We start from the raw sequence: 13,579 nt of genomic DNA, 5'->3' as shown, positions 1-13,579 counted from the left end.
CGTTGGGTAGGTTCGCAGACATGGCAGGCAGCACCCACAGCGTGACCAATCAGCCTCCGCCGCTGGTCGGGTACGACGTCTTCACCGCCGACCATGCCCTGACCGCGGCGGTGGAGCGGCACCTCGATCCGGAGCTGCTCGACGAGGCGCGCGACGAGCTCGCGGCGCTCGGCCGGGCCTCGGGCTCCGCGCAGGTCCAGGAGTGGGGGGCGCAGGCGAACGAGCATCCGCCGGAACCGCGCACGCACGACCGGTACGGCCACCGGATCGACGAGGTCGACTTCCATCCCTCCTGGCACCGGCTGCTCGGCAAGGGCGTCTCGGCGGGGCTGACCGCGGCCTGGGTGCGGCCCGGCGGGCATGTGCGGCGGGCGGCCGGGTTCCTGGTGTGGACGCAGGTCGACGCGGGCAACTGCTGTCCCCTGTCGATGACCCACGCGGCGGTACCCGCCCTGCGGGCCGACCCCGGGCTCGCCGCCGAGTGGGAGCCCCGGCTGACGTCCACGGTCTACGACCGTGAGCTGCGGCCCGCGCGCCTCAAGGCCGGGGCGCTGTTCGGGATGGGCATGACGGAGAAGCAGGGCGGCAGCGACGTACGCGCCAACACGACGGCCGCCACGCCGCTCGCCGAGGACGGGACGTACGCGCTGACCGGGCACAAGTGGTTCTGCTCGGCACCCATGTCGGACGGGTTCCTGGTCCTCGCCCAGGCTCCGGAAGGGCTGACCTGCTTCCTGGTGCCGCGCGTGCTGGAGGACGGCACCCGCAACGTCTTCATGATCCAGCGGCTGAAGGACAAGCTGGGCAACCGGTCCAACGCCTCCAGCGAGGTCGAGTTCGACGGGACCTGGGCCCGCCGGGTCGGCGAGGAGGGGCGTGGGGTGCGCACCATCATCGAGATGGTGGCGGCGACCCGGCTCGACTGCGTGCTCGGTTCGGCCGGGCTGATGCGGCAGGCCGTCGCGCAGGCGATCCACCACTGCTCCTACCGCGAGGTGTTCGGCGGCAAGCTGGTCGACAAGCCGCTGATGCGCAACGTCCTGGCCGATCTGGCCCTGGAGTCGGAGGCGGCGACCACGCTCGCGCTCCGGCTCGCCGCGGCCTACGACGACGGCGGCGAGCAGGAGCGGGCGCTGCTGCGGATCGCCGTACCGGCCGCGAAGTACTGGGTGACCAAGCGGTGTGCGCCGGTGGCGGTCGAGGCCGCGGAGTGCCTGGGCGGCAACGGGTACGTCGAGGAGTCCGGGCTGCCCCGGCTGGTGCGCGAGTCGCCGCTGAACTCGATCTGGGAGGGCGCCGGCAACGTCCAGGCCCTCGACGTGCTGCGCGCGTTGCAGCGCGAACCGCAGGCTTTGAACGCCTATCTGCAGGAGGTCGGAAAGGCCCGCGGTGCCGACCACCGTCTGGACGGGGCGATCAAGGACCTGCTGACCGAACTCGCCGACCTGGAGGGCATCGAGGGCCGGGCGCGGCGACTGGCCGAGCGGCTGGCGCTGGTGCTCCAGGGGTCGCTGCTCGTGCGGTACGCCCCGCCGGAGGTCGCCGACGCGTTCTGCGCCGCGCGCCTGGGCGGCGACGGGGGCGCGGCCTTCGGGACGCTGCCGCACAGCCTGGACCTGGCGTCGGTGGTGGAGCGGGCCCGGCCGGTGGCCTGACCCGCGCACGCGCGCGGCGGAGGTGGTGCTGCGCCGACACGGCACCACCCCCGCCCTTGGGCCCCTTCGAGCCGCGGACGCCGCGCGCGGCGGCGTCGCTCAAGTTTCAAACACGGCCGGGCGGTCCACCAGGGTCGCAGGGGGTTGCAACTTGGCGGGGTCTGTGGGCGGATTGCGTCCCTCCGGCTGTATGCCTCCGTCCGGGGCGTGGCGTGGTGGGTTGAGGCGATTTGAACGATCTCAGGGTGCATCTTCCGCATAATTGCAAGGTCTTCGTCCCCGACGGCGCCCGACTGCCGTAGCATCCCTGTACGGGCCACCCCATCTGCTCCTCGGTCAACGTACGGATCATCAGGCGCAGTTGGCCCGCCTCGGGAGGATGCAATGAAACATCGTGGCAGACACCGTCGGCGCAAGCGGGGCCAAGCGCTGCGCGCGTTCCTGGCCGGGACCGCCCTCGCGCTGACCGCCGCCGCCACCATGATCAGCGCCTCCCAGGCCACGGACGGGGACGCCCCCGGGAAACTCAAGCCCCTCGCCGCGTCCGCCGGGACCGACGCGCTGCGGCTGACGGAGCACCAGGTGCCGCGGCGCACGCTGGACCGGCTCGCCTCCTCGATGGGCCGACCCGTCGGGGTCGGCGCGGTCCTCGCCGGCGCCGACCACACCCTGCGCGACGCGTCCGGCTGCACGACCGCCGAGCGGGAGGCGCTGCCCGTCGAGCCCGCCGCCACCCGCGCCTACTGCTGGGACACGGCCGACACCCGGTCCTGGCGGCCCGGCGCGGTCACCACCTCCGGGGACGCCGACGACGACGGCGTCTGGGGCGCCAACCGCGTGATCCTCTCCGGCTGGACCCAGGACACGGACACGACCGGCCGCGGCCTGGCCCGCGTCGCCTTCGTCGACGCTAACGACCCGGACCGCCTCGGCTACAGCTGGGTGCTCCTCGTCGTGCCGGTGGACGGCGGCCGCGACTACCGGGGGCTCGCCTCCCGGCTGACCGGCATGGTCTGGTACCAGGACAAGCTGCTGGTCACCACCGACGACGGCGACGGGGACGCGCTGTACGTGTACGACATGAACCGCGTCCAGCGCGCCACCGTCGTCGGCGACGCCGTCGGCCGGGTGCGCGGCGGCTGGTCGGCGCACGGCTCCCGGTACGTGCTGCCCGCCGTCGGCTCGTACCGGCTGACCGGCGGTGGTGCCGCCGTACGCCCCGCGAGCATCGCCCTCGACCGCAGCACGGCGCCGGACAGCCTGGTCGCGAGCGAGCGGACGCCCGAGGGCGGCGACCGGGCCGCCCGCCTGTGGCGTTACTCCTTCAGCTCGGAGCCGGACCGCGGCGGGCTGCTGGCCACGGACGCGGCCGGGCAGGCGAAGGCCGTGGAGGCGTACGAGACGAAGGCGGCCGGCAGCGGGGGCGTGCTGTCGTACGACTCCCGGTGGTACGTGAGCCGGGCCGCGGCCGAACCGGACGGGCGGGGCACGCTGTGGCGCCCGGACGGGGACGGCGGGCGGGCCACCGAGTGCGGTACCGATGAGACCAACCGCTGCTGGAGCGCGCGGACGGAGTCCCTGTCCTACTGGGAGGCGACCGGCGAGGTCTGGTCCCAGTCGGGGCAGACGCTGTTCGCGCTGCCGCTGGGCTCGATCGACAGATCACTGGGATAGATGATTCCCTGACCATCATGGCCAACATCCCCGTGACCACCTGGTCCCTGGAGCAGACCGCCCCCACCGACCTCCTCCCGGCCGCCGTGCCGCAGGGGGACGTGCGGATCGTCCGCTCCGAGGTGCCCTCGCCCGAGTTCAGCCGTTTCCTGTACGCGTCCGTGGGCGGGGACATCAACTGGATCGACCGGCTGGGCTGGACGTACGCGCGGTGGCAGGAGCATCTGGACCGGCCGGGCGTGGAGACGTGGGTGGCCCACGACCGGGGGACGCCCGCGGGGTACGCGGAGCTGGAGCCGCAGGACGACGGGGTCGTGGAGATCGTCTACTTCGGGCTGATCCCGGCCTTCCGCGGGCGGCGGATCGGCGGGCACCTGCTGTCGTACGGCGCCGCGCGCGCCTGGGACCTCGCGGACCGCTGGCCCGGACGGACGCCGACCAAGCGGGTGTGGCTGCATACATGCAGCCTGGACAGCGAGCACGCGTTGGACAACTATCTGCGCCGTGGCTTCAAGCTCTTCGACACCGAGGTCGAGGAGGAACCGCAGGTCACCGCGCCGGGACCCTGGCCTGGGGCGTACCCCGTCTGACCTGCGCGGACACCGTGCGGTCCGCCGGGTGTGACCGACACCACGCTTGTCTCACTTTTTGGGACAAGGATGTCCGCATCGCGGACAAAGCTGGACTGTGTCCAGATCGCCATGACACGCTTCCGTCATGTCTGGAACTGGGATTGCCTTGGTGAGTCGGCGGCACGTCGACCTCGGCCGCATGTCCAGCGCCATCTGTCCGGCAAGCTGACAGCCCCAGCCCCGCCCGACAATTCCTGACTTCCCCTCTCATTCCGCGCAAAGACGCGCCCTTATGCCCATGCGCCCGTATGCGCAGGTCAGAGCCGCTTTCCCGCCTGTCCCGAAGGACGTATCAACCATGGCCGCCAACCCGCAGAAGCCTGCCGCCGCGACTCCCCGCCGCAAGGTGAGCCGTCACCGCGGTGAAGGCCAGTGGGCCGCGGGGCACTTCACCCCGCTGAACGGCAACGAGCAGTTCAAGAAGGACGACGACGGTCTCAATGTGCGGACACGCATTGAGACGATCTACTCCAAGCGCGGCTTCGACTCCATCGACCCGAACGACCTGCGCGGCCGGATGCGCTGGTGGGGCCTGTACACCCAGCGCAAGCCCGGGATCGACGGCGGCAAGACCGCGATCCTGGAGCCGGAGGAGCTGGACGACGAGTACTTCATGCTGCGGGTCCGCATCGACGGCGGCCGGCTGACCACGCGGCAGCTGCGCGTGATCGGGGAGATCTCGCAGGAGTTCGCGCGCGGGACCGCCGACATCACGGACCGGCAGAACGTGCAGTACCACTGGATCCGGATCGAGGACGTGCCCGAGATCTGGAACCGGCTCGAGGCGGTCGGCCTGTCCACCACCGAGGCCTGCGGTGACACGCCCCGCGTCGTCCTCGGCTCGCCCGTCGCCGGGATCGCCGCGGACGAGATCATCGACGGCACCCCGGCGATCGAGGAGATCCAGCGCCGCATCATCGGCAACAAGGACTTCTCGAACCTGCCCCGCAAGTTCAAGTCCGCGATCTCCGGCTCGCCGCTGCTCGACGTGGCGCACGAGATCAACGACGTCGCCTTCGTCGGCGTGAACCACCCCGAGCACGGCCCCGGCTTCGACCTGTGGGTCGGCGGCGGCCTGTCCACCAACCCGAAGATCGGCGTCCGGCTCGGCGCCTGGGTGCCGCTGGACGAGGTCCCGGACGTCTACGAGGGCGTCATCTCGATCTTCCGCGACCACGGCTACCGGCGGCTGCGCACCCGCGCCCGCCTGAAGTTCCTGGTCGCCGACTGGGGGCCGGAGAAGTTCCGCCAGGTCCTTCAGGACGAGTACCTCAAGCGCGAGCTGGTCGACGGCCCCGCCCCCGCCCAGCCCGTGGAGCGCTGGCGCGACCACGTCGGCGTGCACCGGCAGAACGACGGCCGCTTCTACGTCGGTTTCGCCCCGCGCGTCGGCCGCGTCGACGGCGCCACGCTCACGAAGATCGCCGAGCTCGCCGAGGCGCACGGCTCGGGCCGGGTCCGCACCACCGTCGAGCAGAAGATGATCGTGCTCGACGTCGAGGAGGCGCAGGTCCAGTCGCTGGTCGAGGCCCTGGAGGCGCTCGACCTGACGGCCAAGCCCTCCCCCTTCCGGCGCGGCACGATGGCCTGCACCGGCATCGAGTACTGCAAGCTCGCCATCGTCGAGACCAAGGCGCGCGGCGCCTCGCTGATCGACGAGCTGGAGCGCCGTATCCCGGACTTCGACGAGCCGATCACCATCAACCTCAACGGCTGCCCGAACGCCTGCGCGCGTATCCAGGTGGCGGACATCGGTCTCAAGGGCCAGCTCGTCCTCAACGATCAGGGCGAGCAGGTCGAGGGCTACCAGGTGCACCTGGGCGGCGCGCTCGGTCTGGAGGCCGGCTTCGGCCGCAAGGTGCGCGGCCTGAAGGTCACGGCGGAGGAACTGCCCGACTACGTGGAGCGCGTCCTGAAGCGGTTCCAGGCCGAGCGCGAGGACGGCGAGCGGTTCGCGACGTGGGCCGCGCGGGCTTCCGAGGAGGCGTTGTCATGAGTGAGCGGGCCGCCCCCTTCTACTGCCCCTACTGCGGTGACGAGGACCTTCGTCCGAGCGAAGCCCTGGAAGGCAGCCACGGCGCGTGGGAATGCGCGGCGTGCAACCGCGCATTCCAGTTGAAGTTCCTCGGGCTGCTCGCCCGCGGACTTCGACCCACCGAGGCAGGGGGAGATCAGATATGACCACGACTCAGGAAGAGCGCACGACAGCGGATCTCAAGGCGCTCGCCGAACAGGCGGGCCGCGACCTGGAGAACGCCACCGCGCTGGAGATCCTCCAGTGGGCGGTCGACACCTTCGGCAAGCAGTTCTGCGTGACCTCCTCGATGGAGGACGCGGTCGTCGCCCACCTGGCGTCCCGCGTGCTGAAGGGCGTCGACGTCGTCTTCCTCGACACCGGCTACCACTTCCCGGAAACCATCGGCACCCGGGACGCGGTCGAGGCCGTGATGGACGTCAACGTCATCACGCTCACCCCGCGCCGGACGGTCGCCGAGCAGGACGCGGAGTACGGCCCCAAGCTGCACGACCGCGACCCCGACCTGTGCTGCGCCATGCGCAAGGTGGAGCCTCTGGAGCGGGGGCTGAAGAACTACCTGGCCTGGGCGACCGGTCTGCGCCGCGACGAGTCCCCGACCCGGGCCGACACCCCGGTCGTCGGCTGGGACGACAAGCGGCAGAAGGTCAAGATCTCCCCGATCGCCCGCTGGACCCAGGACGACGTGGACGCGTACGTCGCCGAACACGGCGTCCTGACCAACCCGCTGCTGATGGACGGTTACGCCTCCGTCGGCTGCGCTCCCTGCACCCGCCGCGTCCTGGAGGGCGAGGACGCGCGCGCCGGCCGCTGGGCGGGCCGGTCCAAGACCGAGTGCGGGCTGCACGGATGACGATCACCGAGACACGTCAGGAGACACACGTGACGACCGGAGCCACCATCTGGCTCACGGGTCTGCCGAGTGCCGGCAAGACCACCATCGCGCACGAGCTGGCCGGCCGGCTCCGTGCGGAGGGCCACCTCGTCGAGGTGCTCGACGGCGACGAGATCCGCGAGTTCATCTCGGCGGGCCTCGGCTTCAGCCGCGAGGACCGGCACACCAACGTGCAGCGCATCGGCTTCGTCGCCGAACTGCTCGCCCGCAACGGCGTCAAGGCGCTCGTCCCGGTCATCGCGCCCTACGCGGACAGCCGCGAAGCCGTGCGCAAGCGCCACCAGGAGAGCGGGTCGGCGTACGTGGAGGTGCACGTGGCGACTCCGGTCGAGGTGTGCTCCGTACGGGACGTGAAGGGTCTGTACGCCAAGCAGGCCGCGGGCGAACTGTCCGGGCTGACCGGCGTCGACGACCCGTACGAGGAGCCCGAGTCGCCCGACCTGCGGATCGAGTCGCAGCACCAGACCGTGCAGGAGTCCGCCGCGGCGGTCCACTCGCTGCTCACCGAAAGGGGACTGGCATGACGACGACCGTAGCCACGGTGGCGGGGGGCGATGAAGGTACGGATTCCTCGTACGCCCTCTCGCACCTGGACGCGCTGGAGTCCGAGGCGGTGCACATCTTCCGCGAGGTGGCGGGCGAGTTCGAGCGGCCGGTGATTCTCTTCTCCGGCGGCAAGGACTCCATCGTCATGCTGCATCTGGCGCTGAAGGCGTTCACCCCCGCCCCGATCCCCTTCTCCCTGCTGCACGTGGACACCGGGCACAACTTCCCCGAGGTCCTCGACTACCGAGACCGCACGGTCGAGAAGCACGGGCTGCGCCTCCATGTGGCCTCCGTACAGGACTACATCGACCGCGGTGTGCTGCGCGAACGCCCCGACGGGACCCGCAACCCGCTGCAGACCCTTCCGCTGACCGAGAAGATCCAGAGCGAGAAGTTCGACGCGGTGTTCGGCGGTGGCCGTCGCGACGAGGAGAAGGCCCGCGCCAAGGAGCGGGTGTTCAGCCTCCGGGACGAGTTCTCGCAGTGGGACCCGCGCCGGCAGCGGCCCGAGCTGTGGAACCTGTACAACGGCCGGCACGCCCCCGGCGAGCACGTCCGCGTCTTCCCGCTGTCCAACTGGACCGAACTGGACGTCTGGCAGTACATCGCCCGCGAGGGCATCGAGCTGCCGGAGATCTACTTCGCCCATGAGCGCGAGGTGTTCCAGCGGGCCGGCATGTGGCTGACCGCCGGTGAGTGGGGCGGGCCGAAGGACGGCGAGAGTGTCGAGAAGCGCCTCGTCCGCTACCGCACCGTGGGTGACATGTCCTGCACGGGTGCCGTCGACTCGGACGCCACCACGCTGGACGCCGTGATCACGGAGATCGCCGCCTCCCGGCTGACCGAGCGGGGCGCGACGCGCGCCGACGACAAGCTCTCCGAGGCCGCGATGGAAGACCGCAAGCGCGAGGGGTACTTCTAAACATGAGCACGCTCACGACCGAGGAACTCTCGGCCACCACCCTGCTGCGGTTCGCCACCGCGGGCTCCGTCGACGACGGCAAGTCCACGCTCGTCGGACGCCTGCTGCACGACTCCAAGTCGATCCTCACCGACCAGTTGGAGGCGGTGGAGCGCGCCTCCGCGGACCGCGGTCAGGAAGGTCCCGACCTGGCGCTGCTTACTGACGGGCTGCGGGCCGAGCGCGAGCAGGGCATCACGATCGACGTGGCCTACCGCTACTTCGCCACCCCGCGCAGGCGGTTCATCCTCGCCGACACCCCCGGCCATGTGCAGTACACCCGCAACATGGTCACCGGCGCCTCCACCGCCGAGCTGACGGTGATCCTGATCGACGCCCGCAACGGCGTCGTCGAGCAGACCCGCCGGCACGCCGCGCTCGCCGCGCTGCTGCGGGTGCCGCACGTGGTCCTCGCCGTGAACAAGATGGACCTGGTCGACTACCAGGAGTCCGTGTTCGCCGCGATCGCCGAGGAGTTCACGGCGTACGCGCTCGAACTGGGCGTCCCGGAGGTCACCGCGATCCCGATCTCGGCGCTGGCCGGCGACAACGTCGTGGAACCGTCCGCGAACATGGACTGGTACGGCGGCCCGACCGTCCTGGAGCACCTGGAGACGGTCCCGGTCGCCCACGACCTGAGCCACTGCCACGCCCGCCTTCCCGTGCAGTACGTGATCCGGCCGCAGACCGCCGAGAACCCGGACTACCGGGGCTACGCGGGCCAGATCGCGGCGGGTTCCTTCCACGTCGGCGAGCAGATCACGGTCCTGCCGTCCGGCCGTTCGACGAAGATCTCCGGCATCGACCTCCTGGGCGAGCCGGTCGACGTCGCCTGGACCACGCAGTCGGTCACTCTCCTGCTTCAGGACGACATCGACATCTCGCGCGGCGACCTGATCGTGCCCAGCAAGGACGCGCCGCCGACCACCCAGGACATCGAGGCCACCGTCTGCCACGTGGCCGACGCGCCGCTCACCGTCGGCCACCGCGTGCTGCTCAAGCACGGCACCCGCACGGTCAAGGCGATCGTGAAGGACATCCCGTCCCGGCTCACGCTCGCCGACCTGTCCTTGCACCCGCACCCGGGGCAGCTCGTCGCCAACGACATCGGCCGGGTGAAGATCCGTACCGCCGAGCCGCTGCCGGTCGACTCCTACGCCGACTCGCGGCGCACCGGTTCGTTCATCCTCATCGACCCGAACGACGGCACCACGCTCACCGCCGGCATGGTCGGCGAGTCGTTCGCCTCCCCGGAGCCCGTCAAGGACGCGGCCGAGGACGACGGGTGGGACTTCTGAGCATGAACTCCACCGACTACTACTCCACGTTCGCGAAGGAGGGCGGCCGCGTCGGCAGCGGTGCTCTCGGCAGCGGGCAGGGCGGAGTGGCGCGATGTGTGCGCTGACGTACGCGCACCGCTCGCGCGCCCGCACCCCCCACCGCCGTAGACGAAAACCTGCCGAGCTCCCGGCCACGACCTGAGACCGTGACCGCCGGGCCAACGAGAGGAACACCTCCCGTGCCTGCCAACCGATCCGCCTTCCTGCGCCGCGGGATGATCGCGATCGCCACGCTCCCCCTGCTCGCCCTCGCCGCCTGCGGCTACGGCTCCCAGGCCAAGGACGACGGCACCGCCAAGGTCGCCGCCGGGGCGAAGAAGATCGACGGTCTCGACTCCGTCAAGATCGGCTACTTCGGCAACCTGACCCACGCGACCGCGCTGGTCGGAATGCAGAAGGGCTTCTTCCAGAAGGAGCTGGGGGCCACCAAGGTCGACCCCGCGATCTTCAACGCCGGCCCCTCCGAGATCGAGGCGCTCAACTCGGGTTCCCTCGACATCGGCTGGATCGGCCCCTCCCCGGCGATCAACGGTTACGTCAAGTCCCAGGGCAAGAACCTGCGCATCATCGGCGGTTCGGCGTCCGGCGGTGTGAAGCTCGTGGTCAATCCGGACAAGATCAAGTCCCTGAAGGACATCAAGGGCAAGAAGATCGCCACTCCCCAGCTGGGCAACACGCAGGACGTGGCCTTCCTCAACTGGATCGCGGACCAAGGATGGAAGGTCGACCCGCAGAGCGGCGAGGGCGACGTCACGGTCGTACGCAGTGACAACAAGGTCACCCCGGACGCCTTCAAGGCCGGTTCCGTCGATGGTGCCTGGGTGCCGGAGCCGACCGCGTCGAAGCTGGTCGCCGAGGGCGGCAAGGTGCTGCTGGACGAGGCGACGCTGTGGCCGGACAAGAAGTTCGTGATCACGAACATCATCGTGCGGCAGGAATTCCTCAAGCAGCACCCGAAGGCCGTCGAGGCGGTGCTGAAGGCCTCGGTCGAGACCAACAAGTGGATCAACGCGCACCCGGACGAGGCGAAGGCCTCGGCGAACAAGCAGCTGGAGACCGACTCCGGCAAGGCCCTCCCGGCGGACGTCCTGGACCCGGCCTGGAAGTCGATCCAGTTCACCGACGACCCGCTGGCCTCCACCCTCAACACCGAGGCGGAGCACGCGGTCAAGGCCGGCCTGCTTCAGAAGCCCGACCTGAAGGGCATCTACGACCTCACGCTGCTCAACAAGGTCCTCAAGGCCGAGGGCGCAAGCCCGGTCGACGACGCCGGTCTCGGCGTCGGCTGATCGAACGACCCCGATGAGTTCCCAGGAGGTGACGACCATGGCCACGACCCTCGCCAAGGCCGCCGACGGTACCGAGACCGCCGAGTACGCCGCCCGCATCGAGCACGTCTCGAAGTCGTTCGCGGGCCCCGCCGGGCAGCAGCTCGTGCTGGACGACATCAACCTCGATGTCACTCCGGGCGAGTTCGTCACCCTCTTGGGTGCCTCGGGCTGCGGCAAGTCCACGCTGCTGAACCTGGTGGCGGGGCTCGACGAGCCCAGCGCGGGCGGCATCACGACGGACGGCCGCCCGGCGCTGATGTTCCAGGAGCACGCCCTCTTCCCGTGGCTGACCGCGGGCAAGAACATCGAACTCGCCCTCAGGCTCCGGGGAGTTCCGAAGAACGAGCGGCGCGAGAAGGCGGAGGAGCTGCTCGAACTCGTCCGGCTGAAGGGCGCGTACGGCAAGCGGGTGCACGAGCTGTCGGGCGGTATGCGCCAGCGCGTCGCACTGGCCCGCGCGCTCGCGCAGGAGAGCAAGCTGCTGCTGATGGACGAGCCGTTCGCCGCGCTGGACGCCATCACGCGGGACGTGCTGCACGACGAGATCACCCGGATCTGGGCGGAGACCGGGGTCTCCGTCCTCTTCGTCACGCACAACGTGCGCGAGGCGGTACGGCTCGCCCAGCGGGTCGTCCTGCTGTCCTCCCGGCCGGGCCGGATCGCGCGCGAGTGGACCGTGGACATTGCGCAGCCGCGCCGCATCGAGGACGCCCCCGTCGCGGAGCTGTCCGTCGAGATCACCGAAGTACTGCGTGGGGAGATCCGCCGCCATGGCCAGCACTGAGACCAAGAGCACCGAGGGAAAGCCCCGGGGCAACGCCCAGGGGTACGGGCTGGACGGCCTGGAGGCGGGTCTGGACGCCCTGGAGGTCTCGGTCACCGGCCGTACGCCCTTCCGGCAGACCTTCGTCAACAAGATCATGCCGCCGATCATCGCGATCGCGGTGGTCCTGGTGGGCTGGCAGATCACCTACCACGTCGTCGACGACCCGACGAAGATGGCCTCACCGGGCGACGTGTGGAACGTCGTGCACCAGGCGTGGCTGCAGGGCGAGCTGCTCGGCTACATCTGGACCAGCGTCTCGCGCGGTCTGCTGGGCTTCCTGTTCGCGCTGGTCATCGGCACCCCGCTGGGTCTGCTGGTGGCCCGGGTGAAGTTCGTGCGTGCGGCCATCGGCCCGATCCTGTCCGGCCTGCAGTCGCTGCCGTCGGTGGCCTGGGTGCCGCCGGCCGTGCTCTGGCTGGGCCTGAACAACTCGATGATGTACGCGGTGATCCTGCTCGGCGCCGTGCCCTCCATCGCCAACGGCCTGGTGTCCGGCGTCGACCAGGTGTCGCCGCTGTTCCTGCGCGCGGGCCGCACGATGGGGGCGACGGGACTGAAGGGCACCTGGTTCATCACGCTGCCGGCCGCGCTGCCCGGCTATGTGGCCGGTCTGAAGCAGGGCTGGGCGTTCTCCTGGCGGTCGCTGATGGCGGCCGAGATCATCGCGTCCTTCCCCGACCTCGGCGTCGGCCTCGGCCAGCTGCTGGAGAACGGCCGCAACGCCAGCGACATGGCCATGGTGTTCGAGGCCATCCTGCTCATCCTGTTCGTCGGCATCGCCATCGACCTGCTGATCTTCAGCCCGCTGGAGCGGTGGGTGCTGCGCAGCCGCGGTCTGCTGGTGAAGAGCTGAAGTCCCATGTATCGGAAGCCGGTTCAACCCGTCCTCGTGGTGGTCGCCCACGGCAGCCGTGATCCGCGGCATGCCGCTACCGTGCACGCCCTGGTGCGTCGCGTACGGCGGCTGCGGCCCGGCCTGCGGGTGGAGACCGGCTTCCTGGACTTCAACGTCCCTTCCGTGCGGGGCGTGCTGGAGGCCCTGGCGGCGGAGGGTGTGCGGGACGTCGTAGCCCTGCCGCTGTTGCTGACGCGCGCCTTCCACGCGAAGGCGGACATCCCCGCCGTACTGCGGGACGCGCCGTCGCGGCTGCGGATCCGGCAGGCGGAGGTGCTCGGCCCGTCGCCGCTGCTGCTGACCGCTCTGGAGCGGCGTCTGTACGAGGCGGGGTTGACGCCCGCCGACAAGTCCTCGACCGGGGTCGTGCTGGCCTCGGCGGGGTCCACCGACCCGGAGGCGATCGCAGTGATCGCTGAAATCGCGCGGGAGTGGCGGCACACCGGTTGGTGCGCCGTGCGGCCTGCGTTCGCCTCCGCATCCCTTCCCCGCACCGAGGACGCGGTGCGGTCGCTTCGGGCGCTGGGCTGCTCGAAGGTCGCGGTCGCGCCGTACGTCCTCGCCCCGGGGTTTCTTCCCGACCGCATCGCGCGGGGCGCCGCCGAGGCGGACGTACTGGCCGCGGTGCTCGGGCCGGCGCCGGAGGTGGCGCGGGTGCTGCTGGAGCGGTACGACGCGGCGCGGATGCCGATGGCGGCCGCGGTCAGTGCCTGACGTGCGGTCTTCCTGACTTTCCGACCTGCTCGGATTCCGGAAAAGTCGCCTCGTCCCGGCCGGAGATCTGCTGGG

General features: G+C 70.6%; 14 protein-coding genes. All 14 read left to right on the top strand.

What is annotated here, in order from left to right; genetic code table 11:
* Positions 1 to 20: 20 nt before the first annotated feature.
* The 14 genes from Q4V64_RS40685 (at position 21) to Q4V64_RS40625 (ending at position 13,504) form a co-directional block, all read left to right on the top strand.
* The gene (locus Q4V64_RS40685; RefSeq protein WP_124438395.1) at positions 21 to 1,655 is read left to right on the top strand and encodes an acyl-CoA dehydrogenase family protein; all 1,635 of its coding nucleotides are present in this window, start codon (positions 21 to 23) and stop codon (positions 1,653 to 1,655) included.
* 384 nt (positions 1,656 to 2,039) lie between these two features.
* Positions 2,040 to 3,329 carry a hypothetical protein gene (locus Q4V64_RS40680; protein ID WP_124438396.1) on the top strand — a complete coding sequence of 430 codons (1,290 nt, stop codon included), beginning with the start codon at positions 2,040 to 2,042 and terminating at the stop codon, positions 3,327 to 3,329.
* Between the two features lie 17 nt (positions 3,330 to 3,346).
* The gene (locus Q4V64_RS40675; protein WP_124438397.1) at positions 3,347 to 3,919 is read left to right on the top strand and encodes a GNAT family N-acetyltransferase; all 573 of its coding nucleotides are present in this window, start codon (positions 3,347 to 3,349) and stop codon (positions 3,917 to 3,919) included.
* Positions 3,920 to 4,046: 127 nt separating this feature from the next.
* Positions 4,047 to 4,130 (top strand): putative leader peptide, encoded by an 84-nt coding sequence (locus Q4V64_RS55545; RefSeq protein ID WP_309486338.1) that lies wholly within the window; start codon positions 4,047 to 4,049, stop codon positions 4,128 to 4,130.
* Positions 4,131 to 4,259: 129 nt separating this feature from the next.
* Positions 4,260 to 5,957 (top strand): nitrite/sulfite reductase, encoded by a 1,698-nt coding sequence (locus Q4V64_RS40670; RefSeq protein ID WP_124438398.1) that lies wholly within the window; start codon positions 4,260 to 4,262, stop codon positions 5,955 to 5,957.
* Positions 5,954 to 6,142: a hypothetical protein gene (locus Q4V64_RS40665; protein WP_124438399.1), complete on the top strand. Its 189-nt coding sequence runs from the start codon at positions 5,954 to 5,956 to the stop codon at positions 6,140 to 6,142. Before Q4V64_RS40670 ends, Q4V64_RS40665 begins: the two co-directional genes overlap by 4 nt.
* Positions 6,139 to 6,849, top strand: coding sequence for a phosphoadenylyl-sulfate reductase (locus tag Q4V64_RS40660; RefSeq protein WP_124438400.1), 711 nt, complete (start codon positions 6,139 to 6,141; stop codon positions 6,847 to 6,849). Before Q4V64_RS40665 ends, Q4V64_RS40660 begins: the two co-directional genes overlap by 4 nt.
* Positions 6,846 to 7,415 (top strand): adenylyl-sulfate kinase, encoded by a 570-nt coding sequence (gene cysC, locus Q4V64_RS40655; protein WP_124438401.1) that lies wholly within the window; start codon positions 6,846 to 6,848, stop codon positions 7,413 to 7,415. Before Q4V64_RS40660 ends, cysC begins: the two co-directional genes overlap by 4 nt.
* A complete protein-coding gene (cysD, locus tag Q4V64_RS40650; RefSeq protein ID WP_124438402.1) occupies positions 7,412 to 8,359 on the top strand; it encodes a sulfate adenylyltransferase subunit CysD in 948 nt (315 codons plus the stop codon). Before cysC ends, cysD begins: the two co-directional genes overlap by 4 nt.
* Before the next feature lie 2 nt (positions 8,360 to 8,361).
* Complete coding sequence (locus Q4V64_RS40645) at positions 8,362 to 9,696, top strand: GTP-binding protein (protein WP_124438403.1); 1,335 nt, start codon at positions 8,362 to 8,364, stop codon at positions 9,694 to 9,696.
* Positions 9,697 to 9,917: 221 nt separating this feature from the next.
* A complete protein-coding gene (locus tag Q4V64_RS40640) occupies positions 9,918 to 11,027 on the top strand; it encodes an aliphatic sulfonate ABC transporter substrate-binding protein (RefSeq protein WP_124438404.1) in 1,110 nt (369 codons plus the stop codon).
* Between the two features lie 13 nt (positions 11,028 to 11,040).
* Positions 11,041 to 11,853 carry an ABC transporter ATP-binding protein gene (locus tag Q4V64_RS40635; RefSeq protein ID WP_124438405.1) on the top strand — a complete coding sequence of 271 codons (813 nt, stop codon included), beginning with the start codon at positions 11,041 to 11,043 and terminating at the stop codon, positions 11,851 to 11,853.
* Complete coding sequence (locus Q4V64_RS40630; RefSeq protein WP_124438406.1) at positions 11,840 to 12,748, top strand: ABC transporter permease; 909 nt, start codon at positions 11,840 to 11,842, stop codon at positions 12,746 to 12,748. The genes Q4V64_RS40635 and Q4V64_RS40630 overlap by 14 nt, the downstream gene beginning before the upstream one ends.
* A 6-nt stretch (positions 12,749 to 12,754) precedes the next feature.
* On the top strand, positions 12,755 to 13,504 hold the full coding sequence (locus Q4V64_RS40625; protein ID WP_124438407.1) for a sirohydrochlorin chelatase: 750 nt from the start codon (positions 12,755 to 12,757) through the stop codon (positions 13,502 to 13,504).
* The last annotated feature ends 75 nt before the right edge of the window (positions 13,505 to 13,579 follow it).

The organism is Streptomyces sp. NL15-2K, from assembly GCF_030551255.1.
Taxonomy (GTDB): domain Bacteria; phylum Actinomycetota; class Actinomycetes; order Streptomycetales; family Streptomycetaceae; genus Streptomyces.
Note: the sequence above shows the minus strand (reverse complement) of the source record. Positions and strands in the feature narration are given on the sequence as shown.

Excerpts from the sequence above, each read along its gene's own strand:
- Q4V64_RS40680 (WP_124438396.1), top strand. The coding sequence starts at position 2,040 with ATGAAACATCGTGGCAGACACCGTCGGCGCAAGCGGGGCCAAGCGCTG.
- Q4V64_RS40660 (WP_124438400.1), top strand. The coding sequence starts at position 6,139 with ATGACCACGACTCAGGAAGAGCGCACGACAGCGGATCTCAAGGCGCTC.
- Q4V64_RS40665 (WP_124438399.1), top strand. The coding sequence starts at position 5,954 with ATGAGTGAGCGGGCCGCCCCCTTCTACTGCCCCTACTGCGGTGACGAG.
- Q4V64_RS55545 (WP_309486338.1), top strand. The coding sequence starts at position 4,047 with ATGTCTGGAACTGGGATTGCCTTGGTGAGTCGGCGGCACGTCGACCTC.
- Q4V64_RS40685 (WP_124438395.1), top strand. The coding sequence starts at position 21 with ATGGCAGGCAGCACCCACAGCGTGACCAATCAGCCTCCGCCGCTGGTC.
- Q4V64_RS40635 (WP_124438405.1), top strand. The coding sequence starts at position 11,041 with ATGAGTTCCCAGGAGGTGACGACCATGGCCACGACCCTCGCCAAGGCC.
- Q4V64_RS40675 (WP_124438397.1), top strand. The coding sequence starts at position 3,347 with ATGGCCAACATCCCCGTGACCACCTGGTCCCTGGAGCAGACCGCCCCC.
- cysD (WP_124438402.1), top strand. The coding sequence starts at position 7,412 with ATGACGACGACCGTAGCCACGGTGGCGGGGGGCGATGAAGGTACGGAT.
- cysC (WP_124438401.1), top strand. The coding sequence starts at position 6,846 with ATGACGATCACCGAGACACGTCAGGAGACACACGTGACGACCGGAGCC.
- Q4V64_RS40630 (WP_124438406.1), top strand. The coding sequence starts at position 11,840 with ATGGCCAGCACTGAGACCAAGAGCACCGAGGGAAAGCCCCGGGGCAAC.
- Q4V64_RS40670 (WP_124438398.1), top strand. The coding sequence starts at position 4,260 with ATGGCCGCCAACCCGCAGAAGCCTGCCGCCGCGACTCCCCGCCGCAAG.
- Q4V64_RS40625 (WP_124438407.1), top strand. The coding sequence starts at position 12,755 with ATGTATCGGAAGCCGGTTCAACCCGTCCTCGTGGTGGTCGCCCACGGC.
- Q4V64_RS40645 (WP_124438403.1), top strand. The coding sequence starts at position 8,362 with ATGAGCACGCTCACGACCGAGGAACTCTCGGCCACCACCCTGCTGCGG.